Genomic DNA, 25,822 nt, shown 5'->3' with positions numbered 1-25,822 from the left:
CTCTTCCGTTGGAAGAGCTGAAGGGTCCCTTCACACGCGGACAGCGCACGAAGGGACCCTTCAGCTCGAGGCCAGACGGTTACCGCGGGCGCGGCACCGAAGCGTCGATGAACAGTCCCTCCACCGACACGCACACCTCACCGGCGGCGTTCTTGATGTCGCCGACGGTGTGAATCTTGCGGCCGTCCACCGAGATCTGCTTCCCGGTGACGGTCAACTCCTCGAACAGCGGAGTCGGCTTGTGGTACCGCACGTTGAGCTGCGCGGTCATACCGGCCTTGCCGCCCCACGCGTTCGCGACGCCGAGTACGTGGTCGAGGATCAGCGACGACACGCCGCCGTGCACGCACCCGGGCGGACCCTGGTACGGCAGGGTCAGCGTCACGACGCCCTGCACGGAGCCGTCGTCGAGTCCCTTCAGGACCAGCGGCGGCGCGATCGCATTCTCCGGACCGGTGATCGGGTCGTGGCGGGTGACACCCTCACCGCTCCACATGTCGATCATCCGCTCGGCCACCTCGGGAGCGTGCTCCTCGAGATGGTCGGCGATACTGTTCAACTCCTCCGAGACCCGATCCAGATTCGCGTTGCCGCGATCGGTGCGCAGCATCGCGTCGATCACCCGCCGGGCGGCCGCGGTGGCGCGGTCGACCGGCGCATCCTGCGGCGCCGACGTCAGGACGGTGCCGTGCGGATGGGTCTGTGCTGTCGGGTGGTCACCGACCTTCACGAGCGAACCTCCATGGTGGCGTGGGTCAGCACCGGCTGGCCGTCGCGCTCGGGGCAGGTCGCGAGCAGCGTGAGCGTGTTCCCGTCCTGCCACACCGACGTCTCGATGGTCTCGCCGGGGTAGATCGAGCCCGCGAAGCGCACCGAGTAGCTCTGCACGCGAGCGGGATCGCCCCCGAGCAAGCCATCGACGACGGCCTTGCAGACGACACCGTACGACGCGAGCCCATGCAGGATCGGACGGTCGAAACCGGCCATCTTCGCGAACTCCGGGTCGGCGTGCAGCGGGTTCATGTCGGCGCTGAGCCGGTAGACGAGCGCCTGCTGGGTGCTGGTCGGCGAGACCAGGACCTTGTCGGCGTCCCGCTCGGGCACCGCGTTGGCGACCTCCGGGCCGGCGTCGCCGCCGAAGCCGCCCTCACCGCGGGCCCAGATCTGCATGGCGGTGGTCCACAACGGGTTTCCGTCCTGGTCCGTCGCGGACTGCTCGAGCACGATGACCGCGGCCTTGCCCTTGTCCCACACGTCGGCGACCCGCGAGGAGATCCGCGCGGAACCGGTGGTCGGGATCGGTGCGTGCAACGTCAGCGACTGGCCGCCGTGCAGGATCTTGCGCAGGTCGATGTCGATGCCGGGCATGTTCATTCCGGCCGGCCTCAGTGTGCCGGCCGAGATGCCCTGACCCGCGACCATCGCGAACGTCGGCAGGACCCGCAGACCCTTCTCGTACACCCAGCCGAGTTCCGCGGGATCGAGCGCGTTCACTCCCGCGCCGAGACCCAGGTGGTACAGCAGGACGTCGCGCTCGGTCCAGTTGGCCTCGCGGACAGTCGGTTCGGCCGACAGCGCGGCCTTCACGTCGATGGGCATGGTGTTACGACTCCTTGGAGATGGTCCCGGCCCGGTACAGCGTGACGACGCACGCACCACCGAGGCCGAGGTTGTGCTGCAGACCGACGCGGGCACCGTCGACCTGGCGGGCGTCGGCCTGACCGCGCAGCTGCCACGTGAGCTCGGCGCACTGCGCCAGGCCGGTGGCGCCCAGCGGGTGCCCCTTCGAGATGAGGCCGCCGGACGGGTTGACGACCCACTTGCCACCGTACGTGGTGCCACCGGACTCGACGAGCTTGCCACCCTCGCCCGGTTCGCACAGGCCGAGGCCCTCGTACGTGATGATCTCGTTGATCGCGAAGCAGTCGTGCAACTCGATCACGTCGACGTCGTCGACCGTCAGTCCCGACTCGGCGAACACCTGTGCGGCAGCGGCCTTCGTCATGGGGGCGCCCACGACGTCGATCATCGACTTGTCCGCGAACGCCTCGGCGGTGTCGGTGGTGAGCGCCTGCGCGACGATCTCCACGGCCTGGTCCTCGAGCCCGTGCTCACGCACGAACCGCTCGCTGACGACCACCGCGGCACCCGCGCCGTCGGAGGTGGGCGAACACTGCGACCGGGTGAGCGGCGCGTGGATCATCTTGTCTTCCAACACCTGCGCCAGCGTGTACTCGTCGCGGAACTGCGCGTAGGGGTTGTTCACCGAGTGCTTGTGGTTCTTGACCGCCACCGACGCGATCTGCTCGGCGGTGGTGCCGTAGCGCTCCATATGCTCGAGTGCCGCGTTGCCGAACAGCTGCGCCGTCATGGGACCGCGGCCCCACTCGTGCTTGGCGGTCATCACCTTCAGGTGATCGTCGAGAGTGGAGACCTTGGGCATCTCGCCGGTACCGGAGAGCGCCGTCTTGGTCATCTTCTCGAACCCGACCGCCAGGGCGACGTCGACGATGCCGCCCTGCACCCACTCGCGGGCCATCATGAGCGCCGACGAGCCGGTGGCGCAGTTGTTGTTGACGTTGACGATCGGGATACCGGTCAGACCCGTCTCGTACAGCGCACGCTGACCGGCGGCCGACGGCTGGAAGACGTACCCGACGGCGGCGCGCTGCACCTGGTCGTACGAGATCCCGGCATCGGCCAGGGCGGTGCCCACGGCCTCGGACACCATGTCCGGGTACTCCCAGTCACGAGACTCGATCTTCTCGAACTTGGTCATACCCACGCCGACGACGAACGTGCGATTACTCATGCGTGTGGAACTCACTTTCCGGGATCGGGATCGCGCGGCAGACCCAGGATCCGCTCGCCGATGATGTTGAGCTGCACATTGGTGGTACCACCTGCAATCGACATGCACTGCGAGTTCAGGAACATTTGGGTGGCAGAGCGGCGATGCTGCTCACCGAGCAGGGACGACGGACCCGCCCATTCCATCGCGACCTCCCACACCTGCTGGATGTGTTCGACGCCCAGCAGTTTCGCGATCGACGACTCCGCGCCGGGCTGCGCGCCGGTGAGCGACCGCAGCGTAGTGCGCAGGCCCATCAGACCGCCGGACTGCGCGTCGCACAGCACCTTGCCCAGAACGGTCATTTGTTCGTCGTCGAGGCCACCGGGGATCGAGACGGCCAGGTCGAGCAGCGCCTCACCACCCGAACCGAGCGACGAGTCGTGCGACAGCGAGACCCGCTCGTTCGCGAGGGTGGTGCGCGCCAGCTTCCAGCCGTCACCGGGCTCGGCGACCAGGCAATCGTCGGGGACGAACACGTCGTCGAGGAACACCTCGTTGAACAGCGCCTCGCCCGTGATCTCACGCAGCGGGCGGATGTCGAGTCCGCTGTTCTTGATGTCGATCAGGAAGTACGACAGGCCCTTGTGCTTGGGAGCGTCCGCGTCGGTGCGGGCCAGGCAGATACCCCAGTCCGCCTCGCGGGCCATGGACGTCCACACCTTCTGCCCGTTGAGCTTCCAGCCGCCGTCGACCTTGGTGGCCTTGGTGGACAGGCCGGCCAGGTCGGAGCCCGCGCCGGGCTCGGAGAACAGCTGGCACCACACGATGTCGCCACGCAGCGACTGCGGGACGAATCGCTCGATCTGCTCGGCGTTACCGTGCGCGATCAGCGTGGGGATCACCCAGTTGCCGATGATCATGTCGTGCGGAACTAGCGCGGCGGCGCGCAGTTCCTCGGCGATGACGAGCTGGGTGACCGCGTCGGCGCCCTTGCCCCACGGGGCGGGCAGATGCGGTGAGGTGTAGCCCTTCTCGGCCAGGTACGCCTTCTGCTCGGCACCCTCGAGCGCCGTCGCGGGCTCGAGCTCGGCGCGGACGTCGGCGCGGATCTGCTCCGCCTCCGGCGGCAGGTCGATGCTGAGGACGCGGCGGGCGCCGTCGATCGTCAGGTTCGCGACGCGACGCTTCCAGGAGGCCGTGGAGCCCAGCAGGATTCGCAGCGACTGCGCGCGGCGCAGGTACAGGTGGGCGTCGTGCTCCCACGTGAAGCCGATGCCGCCGAGGACCTGGATGCAGTCCTTGGTGACCTGGAACGCGGATTCGAGCGCCACCGCACCGGCCACCGCCGCCGCGAGCGATGCCTCGGTGCCGTCGACGTCCTCACCCAGCGCGCGGGCCGCGTCCCACGCGGTGACGCGGGCCTGCTCGGTGAGGCTGAACATGCGGGCGGCCTTGTGCTTGACGCCCTGGAACTGTCCGATGACCCGGCCGAACTGCTGACGCACCCGCGCGTAGTCCGCGGCCGTGGTGGTCGCCCAGTCCGCCAGGCCCGACGCCTCCGCCGCGAACAGCGTCGCGGCGATGTCGAGAATGCGCTGCGAATCGAGTTCCAGCACATCGCCGTCGGACAGCTCGAGACCGTCGGCCCTCACCTCCGCGTTGCGGCGGACCACGTCGTGGCTCGGCAGCTCGGTGACGTCGAGGCGATCGCGCGCCACCACGACGAACGACAGGCCACCCTCGGCCGCGTCGGTGTCGTCATCGGAGGCGGCCAGCAGGAACACGTCGCCCACCTGACCGCCGAGGATATGGCTCGACGTGCCGGACAGCGTGGTCTTGCCGCCGTCGCGGACCAGCTTCAGCCCGCCCGGCTGCAGCGCGACGGCGCCGAACAGCGCACCGTCGGCCAGACCCTCGAGCTCGGCGGTGCGGCCGGCCTCGTTCAGGACCGTGGACACGACCGCGGTCGGCAGGAACGGTCCGGGAACCATCGCACGGCCGAGTTCCTCGGTGACGATGGCGAGTTCGACGAGCCCGTAGCCGGCGCCGCCGAACTCCTCCGGCAGGTGCAGGCCCAGCATGCCGAGTTCGGCGAGCGAACCCCAGTAGCCGGGGCGGGTTTCGGTCTTCGCCTCGACCGCCTCCCGGATCACGGTCGGGGTCGCGTGGCGCGCGGCCCAACCACGCACGGAATCGCGGAGTTCGCGGTCTTCGTCACTCAAACCAATGGTCATCGAAAAGTCCTCGGAAGTAGATGAAGTACGACGGGCGCTTCGCGCCCGTGCGCCTTTTCGGTAGTGGGGACTACCGAAAAGGCGCACGGGTGGCGGAGCCGCCTAGATGCGCTCGATGATGGTGGCGGTCGACAGCGCACCGCCGGCGCACATGGTGATCAGCGCGGTGGAACGGTCCGAACGCTCGAGCTCGTGCAGCGCGGTGGTGATCAGACGCGAGCCGGTGGAGCCGACCGGGTGGCCGAGCGCGATCGCGCCGCCGTTGACGTTGACCTTGCTCAGGTCCGCGTCGAGCACCTGCGCCCACGACAGCGCGACGGCCGCGAAAGCCTCGTTGATCTCGACGATGTCGATGTCGCCGAGCGACATTCCGGCCTTGGCCAGCACGTGGCGGGTGGAGTCGATGGGGCCGTCGAGGTGGTAGTACGGGTCGGCGCCGACCATGCCGGACGACACGATGCGGGCACGCGGACGCAGGCCCAGCGCCTTCGCCTTGTCCTCGCTCATCAGGAGCACCGCGGCGGCACCGTCACTGATCTGCGAGGACGACCCGGCGGTGTGGATGCCACCGTCCATGACCGGCTTGAGCGCGGCCAGGCCCTCGGCGGTGGTCTCGCGCAGGCCGCCGTCACGGGTCACGGTGGCGACCTCTCCGGTGAGTTCGCCTTCCTTCGTCACGACCGGAGCCTCGACGGGCACGATCTCGCGGTCGAAGCGGCCCTCGGCCCACGCCTGTGCCGCGCGACGCTGCGACTCGAGACCGAACGCGTCGGTGTCGCCGCGCTTGATCCCGCGGTTGGCGGCGATCCGCTCGGCGGAGGTGAACTGGTCGCCCATGTCGACGGTCCAGTCCTCCGGGAACGGGATACCGGTGCCGGGAGCGAGCGCCTGGCCGAGGAACACGCGCGACATCGACTCGACACCGCAGCCGATGCCGGCGTCGATCTGGCCGGACGCGATCAGGCCCGCCACCATGTGCACGGCCTGCTGCGACGAACCGCACGCGCAGTCGATGGTCGTGGCGGCCGTGGTGTACGGCAACCCCGCGTGCAGCCACGCGTTGCGTGCGACGTTGTTGGACTGCTCGCCGGCCTGGGTGACGACACCGCCGACGATCTGACCGATCTCCTCGGGAGCGACACCCGCGCGCTCGAGCACCGCGCGCTGCGCGAATCCGAGCAGGGTGGCCGGATGCAGCCCCGCGAGCGCGCCGCGGCGGCGGCCGATCGGGGTGCGGGCGGCCTCGACGATGACGACATTGGTCATGGAGCGCTCCTCATGAGTACTGCGAATACGTGCGAAAACTGCGAGTCGGCCCCGTTCGGGACTGCAACTCGTTCATTTTTGGAATGTATTCTACTTTCGCGGTCAGGGCAATGGCTGCGCGGGAACTGGACCGCACGCTCGGCGAACACTGCGCCAGCCGTGCATTCAGCTCAATCAGTAAGCCGTTTACGCACTGGCGCGCTGGGCCACCGCCGGGACCGGCCCCAGGGCCGGCCGACGACGACTCCGGCCCCGCGAGCAACTCCACGGGGCCGGAATTAGAATTGATTTCAGTTATGCCTGGATCGGCGGCAGTTGAGCGTTCGACAGGTCGGCCAGCAGCAGCCGGCACGCCGTGCGGAGATCCTCCTCGGCATCGGGGACCGAGATCCGGCCGTTGAGGCAGGACTGGATGATGCCGAACCACGCCGATACCAGTAAACGAACGAGCACCGAATCGTTCTCCGTCACCTGTTCGAGCCCCGCAGCCTCGAACAGCACGTCCCGGAACTGCCGGTCCACGCGCGCCACGTCGGGGATCGTGGTGACCTTGGCCGTACTGGTCGACTGGATCATCGCGTTCGCCAGCAGTGGCCGGCGCAGCAACGCCCGCGTGGCCCGCAACAGGGTCTCGAAGATCTCGTCCTGCGGGGTCGGCGCCGGTTGCGCGCGACGCGCGAAGCCCTCGCTCATCTGGTCGATCTGGTCGACCATCACCGCGACGAACAGATGCGTCTTCGACGGGAAGTAGCGGTAGAGGGTTCCGATCGCGACGCCCGCGAGCTTGGCGACCTCGTGCATCTGCACGCGCTCGAGATCCTTCTCGGCGCCCAACTGGGCGGCGGCGTCGAGCATGCGGGCGAACCGCGCGCGCTGCTCCGCCGAACTCGGCTCGGCCGCGTCCCGTGCCTCGGCCACTCTCGGCACCGTCGACCCCCTACCTCGTCCTCGTCCTCGAACCGCGTGCCGCGGGGCGCGCAGCACACTTCGAATGCTCCCAGCTGACGTCGTCCGCTCGCAGCGCTTCCGGTCAGTGGGAATCGCGGAGCCCGTGTGGGCGCCGCCGATCGAGTTCACATCGAACCCGAAAACGGGGGCGGACACAACCACGCAGACCCGGCACGTGGGACGACGGGCCGCCGACGGCGTCAGACCAGGTTGTCCTCCACCGGGAGACCGAAGGCTCCACGGCCGTACATGGCGAGGGCCCGCGCGGCGTCGTTGGCGACGTGGACGCTGCCGGCGTGCGCGTCGCGCCACGCCCGTTCGATCGGGTTGCCGCGGGTGAGCGAGTTGCCGCCCGCGGTCTTGAAGAGCACGTCGATCGCCTCGAGGGCCCGCTCCGTGCCACGCACCTGATCCCGTCGGACGCGCAGCCGCATGCTCATCGGCAGCGGCTGGCCGGCCTCGGCCAGCTCCAGCAGCTCCCGGATGTTGCGGTCCATCTGCAGGATCGCCGCGTCGATCTCCGACGACGCCCGCGCCACCGCGATCTGCGCCGACTGGTCCTCCGCGAACCGGCCGCCGCCGAGACTGAGCCGGACCCGGTCCCGCATGGCCGACAGATAGGTCTCGTAGCACCCCGCGACCGTCCCGATGACCGGCGCCGCGACGGTGCTGGTGAAGATCGCCGCGAACGGGAGCTTGAACAGCGGCGCGGGGTTCACCTTGTGTCCGGGCCCGCGCAGTTGTGCCGCCTCGTAGTTGCGGATCGTCCGATACTCGGGGACGAACGCCCGCTCCACGGTGATCTCGTTGCTCGCGGTTCCGCGCAGTCCGACGACGTCCCACACGTCCTTGATCCGGTAGTCGGTGCGCGGCACCAGCACGGTCATGAAGTCCACGGGTCGCCCCTCGGCACCGACCACGAGCCCGCCGAGCAACGCCCACGACGCATGGTCACAGCCCGACGAGAACCGCCAGCTGCCCGACAGTTCGTAGCCGCCCTCCACCGGAACGAGCTCCCCCACCGGCGCATACGCCGACGACACGAGCGTCGAGGTGTCCTGCCCCCACACCTCGTCCTGCACCTTGACGTCGAACAGCGCGAGATGCCACGGGTGCACCCCCAGCACCGACGTGACCCATCCCGTGGATCCGCACACACCGGAGATCGCGCGGACCACCTCGTAGAAGTCGACCGGGCTGGTCTCGAGACCTCCGTAGCGCGCGGGCTGCAGCATCCGGAAGACGCCGGCCGCCGTCAGGTCCCGGATCGTCTGGTCGGAGACGCGCCGCGACTCGTCGACGGTCTGGGCGCGCTCGGCGATAGCGGGTAACAGTTCGCGGACCGACTGCAGGACCTCGTTGGGCATGTGGGTGCTCCTCCACGACCCCGACCGGGATCACATGTAGGGACAGGGGGGTACCCGCATGGTAGGGCGGGACGGCCGCGGACCGTCCGCCGGGCGGTCCGTGGGGCGGTCCCGGCCAGTGGGACTGTCGAAAACCGGGTGATAGGTGTCACCTAGCGTGGCCGTCAATGCCACAGGTGCATCCTCCACCGTGGAGGGCCCGCATCCGCGGCCAGCGCTCGACATTCGAAGCGCGTCCGAACTCGAAAACTGCTTTCCCTGAAAGGACGGACGAAGTGACGCTCAATCAGTCCGATGAAACCGAAGTCCGCGAGATCGTCGCCGGTGTCGCCCCCACCCGTTTCGCCCGTGGTTGGCACTGCCTCGGCCTCTCGGAGTCCTTCAAGGACGGAAAGCCGCACTCGGTCCACGCCTTCGGCACCAAGCTGGTCGTGTTCGCCGACAGCAAGGGCGACGTCCAGGTCCTCGACGCCTACTGCCGGCACATGGGCGGCGACCTGAGCCAGGGCGAGATCAAGGGCGACTCGGTCGCGTGTCCGTTCCACGACTGGCGCTGGAACGGCAAGGGCCGCTGCACCGACATCCCCTACGCCCGCCGCGTTCCCCCGGTCGCCAAGACCCGCGCCTGGCCGACCCTGGACCAGGACGGCATGCTCTTCATCTGGCACGACCCCGAGGGCAAGGCGCCGACCGAAGAGGACATGTACATCCCGCACATCGAGGGTGCGCTGAGCGACGAGTGGACCGAGTGGGTCTGGTACACCACCGAGGTCGACACCAACTGCCGCGAGATCGTCGACAACATCGTCGACATGGCGCACTTCTTCTACGTGCACTACTCGTTCCCGACGTTCTTCAAGAACGTCTTCGAGGGCCCGGTCGCCAGCCAGTTCATGCGCGGCGAGGCCCGTACCGACATGCGCCCGCACGCGACCGGCGTTCCGAAGATGCTCGGCAGCCGCTCCGACGCCTCGTACTTCGGTCCCTCTTTCATGATCGACGACCTGGCGTACGAGTACGAGGGCTACGACGTCGAGTCGATCCTCATCAACTGCCACTACCCGGTCAGCCCCGACAAGTTCGTGCTCATGTACGGCATGATCGTCAAGAAGTCGCCGGTCCTCGGGGACAAGGCGCTCGAGACCGCACAGAAGTTCGGCGAGTTCATCGCCAAGGGCTTCGAGCAGGACATCGCGATCTGGAAGAACAAGACCCGCATCGAGAACCCGCTGCTGTGCGAGGAGGACGGTCCGGTCTACCAGCTGCGCCGCTGGTACGAGCAGTTCTACGTGGACCGCGCGGACGTCACCTCGGACATGACCGACCGGTTCGAGCACGAGATGGACACCACCAAGGCCGTCGCTTCGTGGCGTCGAGTGGTCGAGGACAACCTCGAGAAGAAGGCGCGTGAGAATGCAGCCGCTGGAGTGTGATCGCTGTGGGGCCTGCGTGCAGGTCCAGAAGCACAGCTGGGAACACACCGCCGTGCAGTGGAACGAGACGGCACAGGAGAAGTGCGTCGAGATCCACGAGTGGGTGGGCCGCGAAGGCCGCCCCGGCGCACCGGTGATGCGGTGCGAGGCGTTGAGCGCGACGATCCAGGTCGCCGCGCTCGACGGCCGCCTCGCCATCACCAACGAGGAGCCCGTCCCCACCCCGCAGGTCGTCGACCACTAGGTCGGACTGCAGACGAGAGAGACCTTTCATGATCGACAAGAACCAGTACGGCCCGTGGGTCGTCATCGCGGGTGGCTCCGAGGGCGTCGGCGCGGCTTTCGCCGACGAGCTCAGTCGCGCCGGCCTCAACCTCGTGCTCATCGCCCGCAAGCCGGGCCCGCTCGAGGAGACCGCGGACAAGGTGCGCGCCAACGGCGTCGAGGTCCGCACGCTGTCGCTCGATCTCCTGGCCGACGACGCGATGGACCAGATCCGCAAGGTGACCGACGACCTCGAGGTGGGCCTGCTCATCTTCAACGCCGGCGCCAACAGCTACGGCCACGAGTTCGTCACCGGTGACCTCGACGGGTTCAACGGCGTCATCAACCTCAACATCACCAAGCAGCTCGAGCTGTCGCACCACTTCGGCGCGAAGATGAAGGACCGCGGCCGCGGCGGCATCATGCTGCTCGGCTCGCTGGCCGGCTACATGGGCTCCGAGCACCAGAGCATCTACGCGTCCGCCAAGGCGTTCAGCCGGGTGTTCGCGGAGAGCCTGTGGCTCGAGCTCGCGCCGTACAACGTCCACGTGGTGGAGCTGATCCTGGGTGTCACCCGCACGCCCGCGATGATCCGCGCCGGACTCAACTTCGACATCCCGGGCATGATCGTCCAGGAGCCGGAGGACGCGGCCCGCGAGGGGCTCGAGCACCTCACCGACGGTCCGGTATGGGTGGCCGGTGGCAACTACGCCGCCGCCGAGAAGCGCAGTGGCTTCCCCCGCGACAAGATGGTCAAGGGTGCGGCCGAGGCGATGCGCAAGCTGCTGAACCGCTCGTAGAATTTCAGATCGACAAGCTGTGGCTGCGACCGAAAGGTCGCAGCCACAGTCGTATTCGCCCCCCAGCCACCGAAGGGAACACCGATGACTCTCGAGATCCTGTTGGCCGAACGCGAGATCGCCCGCGGCGTCGTACGGTTCGCGCGCGCGATGGACGACCGCGACTGGCCGGTGCTGCACGACATCATGCTGCCCGACGCCACCGCCGATCTCGGGACCGGAACACTGCACGGGCCGGGCGAGGTGGAAGCCGCGATCCGCTCGTTCCTCGACGACTGCGGGCCCACCCAGCACCTGCTGGGCAACATGCTGATCGACGTCGACCTGGCGGCCGGCACCGCGACCAGCCGCACCTACGTGTCCGACCTGCATCTCGGCGTCGGAGACCTTCGCGGCCTGAGCTTCTCGACGCTCGGTGACTACCACGACCAGTGGCAGCTCACCGACGGAGCATGGCGAATGAGCCACCGCACCAAGCACATGCACGGCACCCAGGGGGAGATCGAGGTACTCGGGGCCGGTCCCGGCCACTGGAACGGCGGGACGTCCCCGGTGAACCCGCGCACCACCGCGGCGGACATCGAGGCGATCCGGGCTCTCAAGGCCCGCTACTTCCGGCTCATGGACACCAAGGACTGGGACGGTCTGGCGGCCGTGTTCACCGACGACGTCACGATCGACATGACGGAGACCGGTGGCGGCGTGACGCATTCGATGGACGAGTACATGCCGTTCCTGCGGGCGAACATCGAGAACGTGGCCACCGTCCATCACGGCCACATGCCCGAGATCACCCTGACCTCCCCCACCACCGCGACCGGGGTGTGGGCGATGGAAGACAAGCTGTGGTGGCCGGACGGCGCACCGGTGCGCAGCCTGCACGGCTACGGGCACTACGTCGAGGAGTACCGGAAGGCCGGCGACGACTGGCGGATCGCATCGATGCGTCTGACCCGACTACGCACCGACACCGCGTAACCGCAGTCGGGTCCGATCCTGAAGGATTTCTGATTTCTCTCGCTGAGCGACGGAAATCCTTCAGGATCAACGTAACGATCGACCGTTTTGCCCGATACCGTCTGCACAGGTGTCTCGACTGCGGCACCCGACGGGGAGGAAACATGTCGAGGTATCGAGTTGCGGTGCTGGGGATCGCCGGACTGTTCGGCGTCGTGGGCTGCGGGGCCACGGACGCGGCGCCGCCCGTGAGCGAGGAGGAATTCCGCGTGAGCCTGCTGCCCGGCGCCGCGGACCTTCCGCCCGGCGCCGTGGTCGAGCGACTCCCCCGCGAGGACCAGATGGTCCTCAGCCTCAAACTCGACGCACCCAGCACCGGCGACGGATCGGAGGCGACGACGACGTTCGATCCACCCGCGTGCGAGGCCGAGAACGCCTACTCGGACGGGGCTCGGATCGGGTTGGTCGACAACGGTTCCGCCGCCGGCGCACTTCTCGGAGACGACCGCGCGTACATCATGCTGGTCAGCGAGGCCGACCTGGACGTGCAGCGAATAGCCGATGCCCACACCGGATCGTGCGCAACGTACACCGTCGCCTACGACGACCCGGCTTCCTTCGGCCGCACGGTCCGCACCGAACGACTCGATCTACCGCCCGAGCTCGCGTCTGAGGACGCTGTGATCGTCTCCGAGGTCACGCACTCCGACAATCCGAACTGGGCTGACGACGAGGTGCTACTGGGATACGCCGCAGTCGGCGACTACACCGTGCTGGTGCTGGCCTACCACGGCAAGGAGTTTCGCACCGAGTTCGACGACGTGTTCACCCGGACCGTCGAGAAGGTGCGCAGTCACGCGTGAGCGGACCGACCCGTGGCGCCGCGGAGGCGAGCGGAGATCGGGAGACGCCCGGAACGACGGGCCTTTCCGCAGTCCGCATCAACCCAGTCTGCGCAGCAACCCCATCGCGTCGAACGGGGCGTAGCCCTTCATGTCGTTGTCGAAGTACACGAAGGCGTCCCGCCCGGACGCCGTCCACCGGCGCACCTTCTCGGCCCAGCGGTCGAGCGCGTCGTCGGTGTAGCCGCTGGCGTACAGTTCGGCGTCGCCGTGCAGCCGGGCGTACGCGAAGTCCGCGGTGTCCTCGTCGATCCGGGGATAGCGACCGGCGGTGTCGGCCAGCACCAGCGCCACACCGTGGTCGCGGGCGATCGAGACCATGTCCGGAACAGCGAAACTCGGGTGCCGCACCTCGAGCGCGTGCCGGATGGGGCGTTCGGCGTCGGTGGTGTCGAGGACGCGGTCGTCGGAGAGTTTGTCGTCGCGACGGGCCGCGAGCGTGCACGCCGCAGAGGTGGTGCGCGGCAGTAGCGTCAGGAACTCCTCCAGCAGCCGGGGGTCGAACTGCATGTTCGGTGGCAACTGCCACAGGATCGGCCCCAGCTTGTCGCGCAGCGCGAGGACGCCCGCGGCGAAGAAGTTCGCGAGCGGCACCTCCACGTCCCGGAGCCGCCGGATGTGCGTGACGTAGCGGCCACCCTTGACGGCGAACACGAAGCCGTCAGGTGTCTCGTCACGCCATTTCGCGAAGCTCGACGGCTTCTGCAGCGCGTAGAACGACCCGTTGATCTCGATCGACGTCAGGTGCTCTGCGGCGTACCGCAGTTCGTCCCGGTGCACGAGGCCCTTCGGATAGAAGCCACCGCGCCATCCCGGGTACACCCACCCGGAGATGCCGACACGGACGTCCACCATGCGGCCGCAGTGTAGTCCGTCCGATCGACGATTCCTCGGACTCGGTAACTCCTGTCCCGAGGTCGGGGTACCTTACTGATCGCCAGATTCGAGATGTAGGGGGATTTTCTTCCATGTGGGGTTCAGATCCGAGACGCGCGGCGAGACGTCGACTGCGCCGGGGCGTGGTGGGCGCATCGCTCGCGGCACTGGTGGCCTTGCCGCTGGCCGGCGAAGCGGCGGCCGCGCCCGGAAGCACCGGAAGCACCGGAAGCACCGGGAGCCTCGGCAGCGCCGCGGCAGGGTCGAGCGGCAGCGCTGCCGCCAGTTCCGACAACGGCAGCGTCACCGCCGGGTCGGTGATTCCGGGCCCGCTCCAGAACGAGCACCCGCCGCTGCCACCGCTGCGGGACGACATCGCCGCCGCGGCCATCACCGGCGAGGAGCAGAAGACCGATCGGCTCGTGCGCTTCACCGTCGCGTCGCCGGCGCTGCGCCGCGAGGTCGGCGTGGAAGTGCTCCTTCCGAAGGACAATTCGGTGCCGCGCCCGTCGATCTACGCGCTCGAGGGCGTCGACGCGCGTGAGGACACCAGCGGGTGGGTCACGATCGGCGGCGCGCCGGACTTCCTCGCGGACAAGAACGTCAACGTCGTGATGATCAACGGCGGAGTCTCCGGCATGTACACCGACTGGGACCGGATCGATCCGGGCGTCGGACTGCACAAGTGGGAAACCTTCATCACCCAGGAGCTGCCCACGCTGCTCGACGCCCGGCTGAACACCAACGGAGTCAAGTCGCTGCTCGGCATCTCGATGGGTTCACAGGGTGCGATGATGCTCGCCCACCGCAATCCCGGAATGTACCGCGGCATCGCGGTCTTCAGCGGCTGCTACTCGACGGTCGACGACCTGGGCCGGCTCAGCGTCCAGTCGACGGTGTCGTCGCGCGGCGGCGACATCGCCAACGTGTGGGGCGAGGTCGGTGGCCCGGGGTGGGTCGCCCACGACAGCGTCCGGAACGCCGAGGCCCTGCGTGGCATGGACATCTACGTGTCGGTGGCGTCGGGTGTGCCCGGCAAGTACGAGGATCCCGCGGCGTCCGACTGGTTCGACCGGGTGTTCATCGGCGGGCCGATGGAGGTGCTGGCGAACGGCTGCACCCGTCTCCTCGACGCCCGCCTCGACGAATTGAACATCCCGGCGACGTTCGAGTACGAGGCGATCGGCATCCACGGCTGGGCGTACTGGCGCGACCGGCTGCCGCAGGCATGGCCGACGCTGGCGCGCTCCCTCGACCTTCCGGTCTGACCCTCCGCACGACAGAGGTCCCCGCACGACGAAGGGCCCCGCACGGACGAATCCGTGCGGGGCCCTGTCGCGTCGAGCACCACCTACCGGGTGATCAGGCCTTCGGGATGAACGCCTTCAGCGGCTCCGAGGCCGACCAGTCGTGACCCCAGTAGCTGTCCGCCGTGATCTCCTCGGCGGTGTAGAAGGTCTCGTCGACCAGCATGCCCTCGGTGCCGAACTCGAGGTCCCAGCCTCCGGGAGCTCGCACGTAGAACGAGATCATCTTGTCGTTCGTGTGGCGACCCAGGGTCGAGGAGATCGTGAAGCCGAGCTTGGCGACACGGTCCAGCGCCTGACCGACGGCGTCGAGGGTGTCGACCTCCGTCATCAGGTGCACCAGGCCGGGCTCCTCCGTCGGCGGCGCCGGGCACAGCGCCAGGCTGTGGTGACGCTGGTTGACGCCGAGGAAGCGGACGCGCGAGACGCCGTCCTGCAGCCGGATGGCGCCACGCGGGAGGAAGCCGAGCACCTCGGTGTAGAAGGCGTAGGACTCCGCGAACTTGGCCGTCGGCAGCACGACGTGGCCGAGGCCCTGCTCGCCGGTGACCCAGCGGCCACCGTGCGGCGTCACGACCGGGCTGTGGTCGAGCACGGGGCCGAAGAACACCTCGACACGCGTGCCGGCCGGGTCGTCGAACGCGATGACCTTCTCGGCGTCCCGGTAGTCGGCCTCTTCGAGGGAGAGCTCCTCGACGGCGATGCCGGCCTTCTCCACGGCCTCACGGACGCGCTGCAGCGCGAAGTGGTCGCGCACCTCCCAGCCGACGGCCTGAGCCTTGTCGGTGTCGCCCGGCAGGACGATCAGGCGCGCACGCCGCTCGTCGAGACGCAGGTACAGGCCGTCCGGGTCGGGGCCCGAGCCGGTCGCCATGCCGAGGCCGTCGACGACGAGCTCACGCCAGCGGGCGATGTCCTGGGTCTGAATTCTGAGGTAACCGAGACCCCGAATGTCCGTCATATCAATCCGTCCCTGAGTGAGGAATTCAGCTGGGTTCGAACTAGATCATCGAACGGTGGACGCCCTGCGGCTCGCCACCGAGCTGCGTCAGCGCCGACGCGTGGTTGATCGAGCCCGGCACGTGGATGGCGTGCGTGAGGCCGACGTGCGCGTCACGCCAGAAGCGCTGCAGCGGCAGCGTGACCTTCATGGCACCGCCGCCGGCGCGAGCGAAGATCTCGTCCAGGGCGCTCACGGCACGCCATGCGGCGTTGGTCTGGGTGCGGCGACCGATGGCGCGCTCCTCGAAGGTGACGACCTCACCCTTCTCGGTCTTGTCCCAGAAGCGGTCGACGGTCTCGAGGATCGCGACGCGCGAGGCGTTGATCTCGTCGGCGGCCTGACCGATGGCGTACAGGACGTAGGGGTCCTCCTTGATCGGGACACCGGTGACCGCGACGCGCTCCTTCTGCGCGGCGATGTAGAGGGCGAGACCGCCCTCGCACATGCCGATCAGCGACGAGGAGATGCCGAGCGGGAAGATGCAGGAGAACGGGAACTTGTACAGCGTCTCGTCGCGGCCGGCGTGCTTGGCGCCGTTGCCGCTGAGGACGATCTCGGCGTCGATCGTGCGGTACTCGGGGATGAAGGCGTCCTTGACGGTGAAGTCCTTCGAGCCGGTGCCGCGCAGGCCGACGACGTTCCAGCTCTCGTGGTCGACGGTGTAGTCGGCCTTGGGGACCAGCACGTGCAGGATCTTGCCGGTCGGCACGCCCTTCTGGTCGCCGACGAGAGCGCCGATCATGACCCACTCGCAGTGGTCGTTGCCGGTGGAGAACGACCAGCGGCCGTTGAGGATGTAGCCGCCGTCGACCGGCACTGCGACACCCATCGGGGCGTACGGCGACGCGATCCAGGTGTCGACGTCCTCGCCCCAGACCTCCTGCTGCGCCTTGGGGTCGAAGAAGGCCATCTCCCACGGGTGGACACCGACGATGCCCGACACCCAGCCGGTGGAGCCGTCGACCGAGCCCAGCTTCATGGCCGTCTCCGCGAACTCGCGCGGGTGGGCCTCGAGGCCGCCGAACTCCTTCGGCTGCAGCATCCGGATGACGCCGGCGTCGCGCACGCGCTTCGCGTTGCCGTCCGAGAGGCGCATCAGCTTCTCGCCCTCGATGCCACCCTCGCGGATCTCGTCCGCGAACTGCATGATGTTGTCCAAAACCTGACCCATAGCTATCAGCTCTCTCTCTGCGATCCCACGACGCGGATCAATTCTTAACGGCCAGACCGGTTGCGTTCTAGAGCAATTGGTCTTTCCTGTCCTCCGGCAAGCTCGGGCGACCGGCCTAGCCGAGAATCTCGGTTCGGGTGCGCCGTGAGGCTTGGCATGCGCGCGGCATGCTCGAGGAAGCTGGGAAGGACACCGACGACGAGAATATCGGCCGCGGCGCCCCGGGTACCCGCATTCGGACGGAAAGCAGTGCTCGCGAGCATGCGCCCTCCTGGTGCGGATCGGGGATCAACGCAACCGCTTGCGCTGATCGTGTGTATCGAACGGTCCCAGGAATCGGCCCGGGAGAACAAAACATCTCCCGCTCAGCGGGACTGGAATTCGGCCACGTCAGAGCCGGTTTCCCAGTCCCACTGAGTGAGCATTTCGAGAGACTTCCGGACTACTTCTCGCCGGATCCGACGACGCGCTCGACGTCGCTGTCGGCGACGCGGTTCGCGGCCACGTACCCGAACACCATCGAGGGGCCGATGGTGGCGCCGGCGCCGGCGTACTCGTTCGCCATGACCGATGCGGACGTGTTGCCCGTGGCGTACAGACCGTCGATGACCGAGCCGTCCTCACGCAGTACGCGCGCGTCGGCGTCGGTGACGAGGCCACCCTTGGTGCCCAGGTCGCCGGCCTCGATGCGGATCGCGTAGAACGGGCCCTTGACGATCTCGTCCATGGCCGGGTTCTTCATCGTCGGGTCACCGTAGTACCGGTCGTACGCGCTGTCGCCGCGGCCGAATTCCTCGTCCTTGCCGGTGCGGGCGTAGCCGTTGAACCGGTCGACGGTCTCGAGCAGGTTCTGCGTCGGTACACCGATCTGCTCGGCCAGCTCGCTGAGCGAATTCGCCTTGTGGACGATGCCCTTGTCGTAGAAGCCCTGCGGGAACGGGGCCCCCGGCAGAACCTGCGCGAACGGGTACCGCGACCGGGCCTTGCTGTCCATGATGAAGTAGGCCGGCACGTGGCCGCCCTCGAGCTGGTCGTGCACGAAGTTGACGTACGGCGCCGACTCGTTGGTGAACCGCTTGCCGTCCTTGTTCACGATCACCGAGGGCGGGATCGAGCGCTCCGACACCAGCGGGATGACCGCACCCATCGGGTGCATGACCGACGGCATCCACCACGCATCGTCCATGAGATCGACTGCAGCACCCAGCTTCTGGCCGGCGACGATGCCGTCGCCGACGTTCTCCCGGGCGCCCATGCTGATGTTCTCCACGCCACGCTCGGGCAGGTGCTCCGCGCGCATCGCGTTGTTGTGCTCGAAACCGCCGGTGGCCAGCAGGACACCCTTGCGGGCACCGATACGCACGAGCTTGCCCTCGCGCTCCGCGGTGATACCGATGACGGCGCCCTTGTCGTCGACGATCAGGTCCTTCATCGACGTCCGGAGCCACAGCGGAACGCCGGCATCCTTGAGCGCCATGCGCATCCGTGCGACGAGCGCGCGGCCACCGGTGGACATGTGGCGGCGACGGATCACGTTGGACGACACCCGCCACGCCGCGACGAGCGACGCCCGGCGACCGGCCCAGGTGCGCTTGACCATTGCGAGGTCGTGGTAGTCCTTGCTCGTCACCCACAGGCCCAACGGGCCCTTCATGCTGTTGGGGCGCTGGTACTTCTCGTCCTCACCGAGCTTGCGGGTGTCGAACGGAGTGCACTCGACGGTACGGCCGAGCGGGCGTCCCCCGTCGTACTCGGGGTGGTAGTCGGCGTAGCCCTTGACCCAGTAGAACTCGATGTGGGGGCTGCGCTCGAGCAGCTCCATCATCGGCGGGCCGTTGTCGATGTACGCGTCGAGACGCTCGTCGGACACCTTGCCCTCGGTGACGATGTCGAGGTAGCGGCGCACCGATTCCCGCGAGTCGCCGGCGCCCTTGCGGACGAGGACGGGCGCGTTGGGGATCCAGATGCCACCGCCGGAGATCGCCGTCGACCCGCCGTAGGTCTTGCCCTTGTCGATGATCAGGGACGACATGCCGCGGTTGGCGGCCGTGATGCCGGCGACCATGCCGCCGCCGCCACTGCCGACGACGAGGAAGTCGACGACGGTGTCGAAGTTGTTGTTCTCAGCCATGGTGATTCGTCAGCTCACTTACGGTCGCGCAGGAGGAAGGAGAGCACCGACGCAACCCAGGCGTCGCGGGCCTCGATCATCGTCCAGTGCCCGCAGTTCGGGAACACGTGGAACTCGGCGTTGGGGATGTCGCGCATCGGCAGCAGGCCGAGGTCGACGGGGCTGACGCGGTCGTCGCGTCCCCACGTGAGCAGCGTGGGCGCCTTGATCTTGCCGAACTGCGCCCAGTACGGGGTGCCGTCGGCCTGCGCGTTGGCCGCGGCCATCGCGGCGAAGGCCTTGCTGCTGTACATGCGGCGGGCGATCTCGAGGGTCTTGGGCTCGGTCGCGAGCTCCCAGCGCTCCTCGATGAGCTGCTCGGTCACCACGGCAGGGTTGTAGACCATCGACTGCAGCCAGCGGATGAGGCCCTCGCGGGTCGGGTTGTCGGTGAACTCCATGAGCAGCTTGATGCCCTCGCCCGGGCTGGACGAGAGCACGTTCTTGCCCATGCCGCCGATCGAGACGAACTTGTTGACGAGCTCGGGACGCGCGATCGCGATACGGGCGCCGACGACACCGCCCATCGAGTTGCCGATGATGTCGACCGGACCCAGACCGAGGCCCTCGAGGAAGGCCGGTACGGCGCCGACTGCCTCGACCATCGGGTGGCCGTCGCACGGGTCGGACACGCCGAAGCCGGGGAACTCGAGGACATAGCAGGTGAAGTGCTCCGCGAAGTCGCCGATGACGCCGCGGTAGTTGCGCCAACCGGTGACACCCGGACCTGAACCGTGCAGCAGCAGCAGCGGCGGACCGTCGCCGGCCTGGTGGTACCGAAGCACACCCTGATCGGTGTGCAGTTCCCGCTTGGAATCCTCGTAACTGATCTCAATAGCCATCGTCAGCCTCATGTCCGTTGCAAAAAATGTCATCCGGGTCACAGCCCATCCGGCGGAAGGGTGCCAGTCCGCGTCGAAGTGGGCCATATCGCATCCCGATCAGCGAGACCACCTCTGGTCGAGGTCACCCCCGCCGAGGGCGGTTCCGCTGATCGAGACAGCAATTCAGGGCTGCGGACCTGCGGCCATACGCTCGCAAACATCGACTTCGGCGTAGCGGACGCCGAGCAGTTTCATCGAATCGGAGGTGGCCCCATGTCCACAGAGGCGATTGCACAGGAGATCACGCTGGGAGCAGAGCCGACTCCGGCGGACATGCGACGGGTGATGGGCCAGTTCGCGACGGGTGTCACCGTGGTGACCGGTCTCGACGACGAGGGCCCGGTGGGCTTCGCATGCCAGTCGTTCGCCTCCGTCTCGCTGGAGCCTCCGCTCATCCTCATCTGCGCCGATCACCGCGGCCGGGCCTGGCCCCGCATCCGCGAGACCGGCCGCTTCTGCGTCAACGTCCTGCACGAGGACCAGTCGGACCTGTGCTCCCGTTTCGGGTCGAGCAAGGGCCGCAAGTACGAGGACCTCGACTGGGAGGTCTCCCGTTGGGGCACCCCGTCGCTGCCGGACGTGCTGATGCGGGTGCACGCCGAGGTGCACGAGGTCCACGTCGCCGGTGACCACGACATCATCATCGGCCGGGTGCTCGAGCTGGACACGGTGTGCGAGGAACGCCCGATGGTGTTCTTCCGCGGCAAGTTCGGCATCGGAGCTCCCGAACTGGTCTGACGGCCACCGGCCACACCGCTCGAACGGGAACTGGCGGCACCCTTCCGAAGTGGAAGTGTGCCGCCAGTTCCCGTTGGTGCGGTCGGGAGGTACCCGTCAGATCCACTGCCCGCTCTGGATCGACAGCAGTCGATCCATCGCGTCCGCGGACCAGGTGTTGACGGGCGGCTCGGGCGCCCGGCGCACGCGCCGGGGAGCACCCATGTCGGGGTAGAGCGTGCGCGACACCTCGCGGGCCGCGTCGACCACGAGCGGCGCGACGCGCTCGAGCTGGGCGGTTCGCGCGTCGCCACACAGCGAGATTCCGGCGACCGGACCCTCGTAGCCGCGCACGGCGACACCGACACAGGCCACGCCGCGCACGGACTCGCCGCGCTCGAAAGCCAGGCCCCGACGCTGCCGGATCCGGTTGAGTTCCTGGTGCAGGGTCGCGATGTCGGTGATGGTCCGGTCGGTGCAGCGACTCAGCCGCGCCTCGTACAGGCTGTCGACCCGCTCCGGGTCGAGCCACGCCAGCATGGACTTCCCGCCGGCCGTGGAGTAGGCCGGTCCGCGGCCGCCCACTCGCGAGGGCAGCGTCGACGCGAAACGCCCGCCGACCTTGTCGAGGTAGACGCTCTCGCTGCCGTCGAGCACGGCGAGATGGACGACCATGCCGGTCTGCATGTGCAGCTCGTGCAGCAGGGGCGCGGCGGCAGCGCGGATCTCACTGTGCCCGCCGTCGCCGCCACCGAGGCCGAGCGCACGCCGGCCGAGGCAGTAGCCGAACGAGGCGTGTTCCACCCAGTTCAGCCGCACCAACTGATCGAGAATCCGGTGCACGGTCGAGCGCGGCAACTGCGTACGGCACGCCACTTCTTCGAGCGTGAGCCGCGATGCGCGACCGTCGAACGCGTCGAGAATCAGGGTCATCCGCTCCACCATCGAAGGCGGCAGTTCACGGCGCGGGGCCGGCGTGGTGACCGACTCACCGGAATCGACGACTGTCATCGACACCTCCAAGCAACATCTGAGCCCCTGATCAGAGGGGCAATCCGACGCAAAACTGAAATCAATTCTGACAGGCTAGCAGGAAAGTCCCGCTAGGCGGGACTTTTTTCCGGTCGATTGTTTGTCCGAATCGGACACCCGATCATGCCCGCTCGCACCGTCGTCCGCCGTCCGAGTCGATCAGACTCCCGGTCACCGGAAAAACGGGCCCAAGGCCCCTCCGCCGTCCGGTAGAACGAAGCAACACCGGCCGATCCAGCAACGGAGCTGTAGGGATGCACATCGGAATCGTCTCCCCAGTCGTGGTCCTGCACCCCGACGCCCACTCCCCGTGGGAGCGCGACGCCGGTATCGCCGACCTCGCCCGCATCGCGGAGACCGCGGACCGTCTCGGCTACGACCACCTGACCTGCAGCGAACACGTCGCGGTCCCGGTGGAGGTCGCCGCCGCACGGGGGGGCACGTACTGGGATCCGCTCGCGACGCTGGGATTCCTCGCCGCCCGGACCACCCGGATCCGGCTCGCCACCCAGGTTCTCGTGCTCGGCTACCACCATCCACTCGAGATCGCCAAGCGCTACGGCACTCTCGACGTCGTGAGCGGAGGACGGCTGATCCTCGGCCTCGGCGTCGGCACGCTGCGCGAGGAGTTCGATCTTCTGGGCGCGCCTTTCGAGGACCGCGGGGCTCGCGCCGACGACGCCCTCGCCGCGCTCCGCGCATCGCTCTCGCGCAGCCTGCCCGAGTACCACGGGACCTACTACGACTACGACGGACTGCTCGTCGAACCGCACGCCGTGCAGGACCGGGTGCCCCTGTGGATCGGTGGTCGCACGATGCGTTCGCTGCGCCGCGCCACGACACACGGAGACGGCTGGGCGCCGTTCGGCCTGAGCGTCGACGAACTTCGTGGCATGCTCGAAAAGGTAGACGTCCCAGCGCACTTCGACGTCGTACTGAGCGCGGGGGCGCCTCTGGACCCGCTGGGCGCACGCGACCGCACCCTCCGGGCGCTCGAACGCCGCCGCGACGCCGGCGCCACGATCGCCAGCGCGTCGATCTCCGCGACCGACTGCGCGCACTACTGCGATCAGCTCGAATCCCTGCGCGAACTCGGTGCCGAACTGGGCATCGAGTTCGATCCCGCACCCCGCTGACCGCGGGACGCCGCTGCACCACCGAGCCCGGATCGGACACCGATCGGGGCTCGCACGCAACAGGTTTCACGTTTCACCCGATAGCCGGACATACACCGAAGGAGATCCGATGACCGATACCGCTGCGCTCGTCCAGTCACTGATCGAGCGGGTCGAGCTGCTCGAGGACAAGCTCGCGATCCAGGAGCTCATCACCGCGTACGGCCCGGCCGTCGACGCCGGCAACGCCGACAAGGTCGGCGCACTGTGGGCCGAGGACGCCGTGTACGACGTGGACATCCGCAACATGAACGGGCGCGCGGAGATCATGGAGATGGTCCGCACCAGCCCCCACCAGGACTACATCAAGAACGGCTGCGGCCACCTGCTCGACCCGGTCAACATCGTGGTCGACGGCGACACGGCCGTCGCCACGTGCCACTCGCAGCTGCTGCTGCGCAACCAGGACGAGGATTCGTTCCGCGTGTGGCGCGTGACCGCGAACCGCTTCGACCTGAAGAAGATCGACGGCACGTGGCAGATCCAGCGCCGCACCTCGCGCGTGCTCGACGGCCGCCCCGAGGCCCCCGAGCTGCTCGGCCGCGCCGGCAGCTGACCTCCCGTACCGACACGGCCCGCCTCGCTGATCGCGAGGCGGGCCGTGTCGTCGAGCGGTAGGACTCTACTGGGAGGCGGATTCGAGAGTTGCCTTCGCCCAACGGTAATCGGCCTTACCCGCAGGCGAGCGGACGACCTCCGGGACCACGACGAGTGTGCGCGGCACCTTGTAACCGGCGATCTTGGTCCGGCAGTGGGCGATCACGTCGTCCTCGTCGAGATCGTCGACGCCCTCGCGGGTGGAGATGACGGCCGACACGCGCTGCCCGTACATGGGATCGGGGATGCCGGCGACGAGTGCGTCGAGCACACCGGGATGACTCTTGAGTGCCTCCTCGACCTCCTCGGCGTAGACCTTCTCGCCGCCGGTGTTGATGCACGACGATCCGCGGCCGAGCACGACGATGGTGCCGTCCGCCTCGACGCGAGCCAGGTCACCGAGGACCGAGAGCCGCACGCCGTCGACGACGGGGAACGTCGCCGCGGTCTTCTCCGGGTCACCGAAGTAACCGAGCGGCACGTGTCCGGCGCGGGCGAGGTAGCCGACGTTGTCGGAACCGGGCTCGATCGTCGAGAAGTCGGTGTCGACGACGCGAGCCTTCGGCGACGGCGGCATGCGCAGCAGGCCGTCCTCGTCCTTCTTCAGCTCGCCGTCGTTGCCGGACTCCGACGAGCCGAACGCGTCCCGGAGGTAGACGTTGGGGAGCAGCTCGTTGAGCTTCCCGCGGACACTCGCCGACCACAGCGCGCCACCCGAACCGATGATCCACAGCGAGCTCAGATCGAATCGGTCGCCGTGCTGCTCGATCGCGTCGGCGAGCGGACGGGCGATCGCATCGCCGACGACCATGACGGTGTTGATCTTGTGTCGATCGACCAGCTCGAGCGCCTCGACCGGGTCGTACTTGGACATGAGGACCTGCTTGGAGCCCATGAACATGCAGGTGAAGAGCGAGTAGGACGCCGCACCGTGCATCAGCGGCGCAGTCACCAGGTACGTCATCGCGAACTGGTTCGCCGCCGCGGCGGCGCCGAGCTCGGCGGGCGAGAGGATCGGGTCGCCGCCCATGATCGCGCCGCCCGCGAGTGCTGCGTGGTAGAAGTCCTCGTGCCGCCACATCACACCCTTGGGCATGCCGGTGGTGCCGCCCGTGTAGATGACGTAGAGATCGTCGGCGCTGCGCTCCGGGAAGTCGCGGTCTGCGGACTGCGCGGCGGAAGCCTTGTGATAGTCGACGACCGAGACGTCGGCGGCGGCAGCGGCGTCCGCCAGTGCCGGTCCGGCCGGCTCGCCGATGAGCACGATGTGCCGCAGCTCGGGACACTTGGGCAGGACATCGGCGATGACGTCGCTGAACTCGCCGTCGGCGATGACGGTGGCCAGCTTCGCGTCGTTGTAGAGGTAGGTGAGTTCCGCGTCGACGTAGCGGAAGTTGACGTTGACCGGGACGGCGCGGATCTTGAGGCAGCCGAGCAGCGATTCGACGAACTCGAGACTGTTGCGCGCGTGCAGGCCGACGTGATCCCCGGGGCCGACACCCTGCTCCGCGAGGTGGTGCGCGATCCGGTTCGCAGCGGCGTCGAACTCGGCGAACGTCCGCGATTCGGATCCGCACACGAGCGCGACCTTGTCCGGTACGGCGTCGATGACGGCTTCGGTCAGATCAGCGAGATTGAGAGTCATATCCGGCCCTTCGGTGAATCGCACATCGAGCAACAGTGCGTTCTACCACAAACCCCGCCCTCGTGTGCCTGAGATCACAACCTGCCGAGTAGAACATATTCCTATTGGTTGATCAATAGCCCGACGGGGAGAACTGGGGTTCCGCCAGCACAGGCGGAGGCGATGCCGCATCATCTGCGGGAGCATCCCGAGGCGACGGAGGAACGGGATGGACCAAGACCCTTGTGCCAAAACTAGAATGAATACTAGTTTGATTGCATCGCACGGAACCTGAAGGAGC

General features: G+C 67.9%; 23 protein-coding genes. 9 read left to right on the top strand and 14 right to left on the bottom strand.

Annotation, left to right across the window (positions count from 1 at the left end; genetic code table 11):
• Positions 1-79: 79 nt before the first annotated feature.
• From PSS76_RS02765 to hsaA, 7 genes are all read right to left on the bottom strand, one after another.
• Positions 80-730 carry a PaaI family thioesterase gene (locus PSS76_RS02765; RefSeq protein WP_337455827.1) on the bottom strand — a complete coding sequence of 217 codons (651 nt, stop codon included), beginning with the start codon at positions 728-730 and terminating at the stop codon, positions 80-82.
• Entirely contained in the window at positions 727-1,599 is an 873-nt protein-coding gene (locus PSS76_RS02760) for a MaoC/PaaZ C-terminal domain-containing protein (protein ID WP_084845958.1), read from the bottom strand. Before PSS76_RS02760 ends, PSS76_RS02765 begins: the two co-directional genes overlap by 4 nt.
• A 4-nt stretch (positions 1,600-1,603) precedes the next feature.
• A complete protein-coding gene (locus PSS76_RS02755; RefSeq protein WP_337455826.1) occupies positions 1,604-2,812 on the bottom strand; it encodes a lipid-transfer protein in 1,209 nt (402 codons plus the stop codon).
• 11 nt (positions 2,813-2,823) lie between these two features.
• Entirely contained in the window at positions 2,824-5,028 is a 2,205-nt protein-coding gene (locus tag PSS76_RS02750; RefSeq protein ID WP_337455825.1) for an acyl-CoA dehydrogenase family protein, read from the bottom strand.
• Positions 5,029-5,130: 102 nt separating this feature from the next.
• Positions 5,131-6,294: a steroid 3-ketoacyl-CoA thiolase gene (locus PSS76_RS02745; protein WP_005517163.1), complete on the bottom strand. Its 1,164-nt coding sequence runs from the start codon at positions 6,292-6,294 to the stop codon at positions 5,131-5,133.
• 294 nt (positions 6,295-6,588) lie between these two features.
• Positions 6,589-7,221: a TetR/AcrR family transcriptional regulator gene (locus PSS76_RS02740; protein ID WP_172504543.1), complete on the bottom strand. Its 633-nt coding sequence runs from the start codon at positions 7,219-7,221 to the stop codon at positions 6,589-6,591.
• Between the two features lie 221 nt (positions 7,222-7,442).
• Positions 7,443-8,609 carry a 3-hydroxy-9,10-secoandrosta-1,3,5(10)-triene-9,17-dione monooxygenase oxygenase subunit gene (gene hsaA / locus PSS76_RS02735; RefSeq protein ID WP_013417426.1) on the bottom strand — a complete coding sequence of 389 codons (1,167 nt, stop codon included), beginning with the start codon at positions 8,607-8,609 and terminating at the stop codon, positions 7,443-7,445.
• 275 nt (positions 8,610-8,884) lie between these two features.
• Between hsaA and PSS76_RS02730 the strand changes: the two genes are divergently transcribed.
• From PSS76_RS02730 to PSS76_RS02710, 5 genes are all read left to right on the top strand, one after another.
• Positions 8,885-10,042 (top strand): 3-ketosteroid-9-alpha-monooxygenase, oxygenase component, encoded by a 1,158-nt coding sequence (locus PSS76_RS02730; protein ID WP_013417427.1) that lies wholly within the window; start codon positions 8,885-8,887, stop codon positions 10,040-10,042.
• Entirely contained in the window at positions 10,023-10,286 is a 264-nt protein-coding gene (locus PSS76_RS02725) for a hypothetical protein (protein ID WP_005517156.1), read from the top strand. The genes PSS76_RS02730 and PSS76_RS02725 overlap by 20 nt, the downstream gene beginning before the upstream one ends.
• Before the next feature lie 28 nt (positions 10,287-10,314).
• Entirely contained in the window at positions 10,315-11,106 is a 792-nt protein-coding gene (locus PSS76_RS02720) for an SDR family NAD(P)-dependent oxidoreductase (RefSeq protein WP_013417428.1), read from the top strand.
• Positions 11,107-11,190: 84 nt separating this feature from the next.
• Entirely contained in the window at positions 11,191-12,084 is an 894-nt protein-coding gene (locus tag PSS76_RS02715; RefSeq protein ID WP_337455823.1) for a nuclear transport factor 2 family protein, read from the top strand.
• A gap of 143 nt (positions 12,085-12,227) precedes the next feature.
• Complete coding sequence (locus tag PSS76_RS02710; protein WP_064076292.1) at positions 12,228-12,926, top strand: hypothetical protein; 699 nt, start codon at positions 12,228-12,230, stop codon at positions 12,924-12,926.
• Between the two features lie 78 nt (positions 12,927-13,004).
• Here the strand turns inward: PSS76_RS02710 and PSS76_RS02705 are convergent, their stop codons facing one another.
• Positions 13,005-13,820, bottom strand: coding sequence for a DUF72 domain-containing protein (locus PSS76_RS02705; RefSeq protein ID WP_064076293.1), 816 nt, complete (start codon positions 13,818-13,820; stop codon positions 13,005-13,007).
• A 113-nt stretch (positions 13,821-13,933) separates the two neighbouring features.
• Here PSS76_RS02705 and PSS76_RS02700 point away from each other — a divergent pair, with 113 nt between their 5' ends.
• Positions 13,934-15,109, top strand: coding sequence for an alpha/beta hydrolase (locus PSS76_RS02700; RefSeq protein ID WP_337455822.1), 1,176 nt, complete (start codon positions 13,934-13,936; stop codon positions 15,107-15,109).
• Between the two features lie 94 nt (positions 15,110-15,203).
• On the opposite strand, the gene bphC is transcribed toward PSS76_RS02700, so the two are convergent.
• The 4 genes from bphC to PSS76_RS02680 all read right to left on the bottom strand — a co-directional run bounded on the left by bphC (position 15,204) and on the right by PSS76_RS02680 (position 20,334).
• Complete coding sequence (gene bphC / locus PSS76_RS02695; RefSeq protein ID WP_005517141.1) at positions 15,204-16,109, bottom strand: biphenyl-2,3-diol 1,2-dioxygenase; 906 nt, start codon at positions 16,107-16,109, stop codon at positions 15,204-15,206.
• Positions 16,110-16,149: 40 nt separating this feature from the next.
• Positions 16,150-17,322, bottom strand: a complete 1,173-nt coding sequence (locus PSS76_RS02690) for an acyl-CoA dehydrogenase family protein (RefSeq protein ID WP_005517139.1) — start codon at positions 17,320-17,322, stop codon at positions 16,150-16,152.
• A 442-nt stretch (positions 17,323-17,764) separates the two neighbouring features.
• Positions 17,765-19,453, bottom strand: a complete 1,689-nt coding sequence (locus PSS76_RS02685) for an FAD-binding protein (protein ID WP_005517137.1) — start codon at positions 19,451-19,453, stop codon at positions 17,765-17,767.
• Between the two features lie 14 nt (positions 19,454-19,467).
• On the bottom strand, positions 19,468-20,334 hold the full coding sequence (locus tag PSS76_RS02680) for an alpha/beta fold hydrolase (RefSeq protein WP_013417433.1): 867 nt from the start codon (positions 20,332-20,334) through the stop codon (positions 19,468-19,470).
• Positions 20,335-20,589: 255 nt separating this feature from the next.
• Between PSS76_RS02680 and PSS76_RS02675 the strand changes: the two genes are divergently transcribed.
• The gene (locus tag PSS76_RS02675; protein WP_005517134.1) at positions 20,590-21,114 is read left to right on the top strand and encodes a flavin reductase family protein; all 525 of its coding nucleotides are present in this window, start codon (positions 20,590-20,592) and stop codon (positions 21,112-21,114) included.
• 96 nt (positions 21,115-21,210) lie between these two features.
• Here the strand turns inward: PSS76_RS02675 and PSS76_RS02670 are convergent, their stop codons facing one another.
• A complete protein-coding gene (locus tag PSS76_RS02670; RefSeq protein ID WP_337455821.1) occupies positions 21,211-22,104 on the bottom strand; it encodes an IclR family transcriptional regulator in 894 nt (297 codons plus the stop codon).
• Between the two features lie 275 nt (positions 22,105-22,379).
• Here PSS76_RS02670 and PSS76_RS02665 point away from each other — a divergent pair, with 275 nt between their 5' ends.
• Both PSS76_RS02665 and PSS76_RS02660 read left to right on the top strand, forming a co-directional pair.
• Positions 22,380-23,261, top strand: a complete 882-nt coding sequence (locus tag PSS76_RS02665; protein WP_013417436.1) for a TIGR03619 family F420-dependent LLM class oxidoreductase — start codon at positions 22,380-22,382, stop codon at positions 23,259-23,261.
• Positions 23,262-23,370: 109 nt separating this feature from the next.
• Complete coding sequence (locus PSS76_RS02660; protein WP_005517129.1) at positions 23,371-23,856, top strand: nuclear transport factor 2 family protein; 486 nt, start codon at positions 23,371-23,373, stop codon at positions 23,854-23,856.
• A 66-nt stretch (positions 23,857-23,922) separates the two neighbouring features.
• On the opposite strand, the gene PSS76_RS02655 is transcribed toward PSS76_RS02660, so the two are convergent.
• Positions 23,923-25,542, bottom strand: coding sequence for an acyl-CoA synthetase (locus tag PSS76_RS02655; RefSeq protein WP_081184127.1), 1,620 nt, complete (start codon positions 25,540-25,542; stop codon positions 23,923-23,925).
• Positions 25,543-25,822 lie beyond the last annotated feature (280 nt).

Source organism: Prescottella sp. D32 (assembly GCF_037287305.1).
Classification (GTDB): domain Bacteria; phylum Actinomycetota; class Actinomycetes; order Mycobacteriales; family Mycobacteriaceae; genus Prescottella; species Prescottella equi.
This window is presented reverse-complemented; position numbering and strand designations above follow the sequence as displayed.

Bases quoted from the DNA above. Each gene is read 5' to 3' on its own strand.
- PSS76_RS02760 (WP_084845958.1), bottom strand. From the start codon at position 1,599: ATGCCCATCGACGTGAAGGCCGCGCTGTCGGCCGAACCGACTGTCCGC.
- PSS76_RS02755 (WP_337455826.1), bottom strand. From the start codon at position 2,812: ATGAGTAATCGCACGTTCGTCGTCGGCGTGGGTATGACCAAGTTCGAG.
- PSS76_RS02750 (WP_337455825.1), bottom strand. From the start codon at position 5,028: ATGACCATTGGTTTGAGTGACGAAGACCGCGAACTCCGCGATTCCGTG.
- PSS76_RS02745 (WP_005517163.1), bottom strand. From the start codon at position 6,294: ATGACCAATGTCGTCATCGTCGAGGCCGCCCGCACCCCGATCGGCCGC.
- hsaA (WP_013417426.1), bottom strand. From the start codon at position 8,609: ATGCCCAACGAGGTCCTGCAGTCGGTCCGCGAACTGTTACCCGCTATC.
- PSS76_RS02725 (WP_005517156.1), top strand. From the start codon at position 10,023: ATGCAGCCGCTGGAGTGTGATCGCTGTGGGGCCTGCGTGCAGGTCCAG.
- PSS76_RS02720 (WP_013417428.1), top strand. From the start codon at position 10,315: ATGATCGACAAGAACCAGTACGGCCCGTGGGTCGTCATCGCGGGTGGC.
- PSS76_RS02715 (WP_337455823.1), top strand. From the start codon at position 11,191: ATGACTCTCGAGATCCTGTTGGCCGAACGCGAGATCGCCCGCGGCGTC.
- PSS76_RS02710 (WP_064076292.1), top strand. From the start codon at position 12,228: ATGTCGAGGTATCGAGTTGCGGTGCTGGGGATCGCCGGACTGTTCGGC.
- PSS76_RS02705 (WP_064076293.1), bottom strand. From the start codon at position 13,820: ATGGTGGACGTCCGTGTCGGCATCTCCGGGTGGGTGTACCCGGGATGG.
- PSS76_RS02700 (WP_337455822.1), top strand. From the start codon at position 13,934: ATGTGGGGTTCAGATCCGAGACGCGCGGCGAGACGTCGACTGCGCCGG.
- bphC (WP_005517141.1), bottom strand. From the start codon at position 16,109: ATGACGGACATTCGGGGTCTCGGTTACCTCAGAATTCAGACCCAGGAC.
- PSS76_RS02690 (WP_005517139.1), bottom strand. From the start codon at position 17,322: ATGGGTCAGGTTTTGGACAACATCATGCAGTTCGCGGACGAGATCCGC.
- PSS76_RS02685 (WP_005517137.1), bottom strand. From the start codon at position 19,453: ATGGCTGAGAACAACAACTTCGACACCGTCGTCGACTTCCTCGTCGTC.
- PSS76_RS02680 (WP_013417433.1), bottom strand. From the start codon at position 20,334: ATGGCTATTGAGATCAGTTACGAGGATTCCAAGCGGGAACTGCACACC.
- PSS76_RS02675 (WP_005517134.1), top strand. From the start codon at position 20,590: ATGTCCACAGAGGCGATTGCACAGGAGATCACGCTGGGAGCAGAGCCG.
- PSS76_RS02670 (WP_337455821.1), bottom strand. From the start codon at position 22,104: ATGACAGTCGTCGATTCCGGTGAGTCGGTCACCACGCCGGCCCCGCGC.
- PSS76_RS02665 (WP_013417436.1), top strand. From the start codon at position 22,380: ATGCACATCGGAATCGTCTCCCCAGTCGTGGTCCTGCACCCCGACGCC.
- PSS76_RS02660 (WP_005517129.1), top strand. From the start codon at position 23,371: ATGACCGATACCGCTGCGCTCGTCCAGTCACTGATCGAGCGGGTCGAG.
- PSS76_RS02655 (WP_081184127.1), bottom strand. From the start codon at position 25,542: ATGACTCTCAATCTCGCTGATCTGACCGAAGCCGTCATCGACGCCGTA.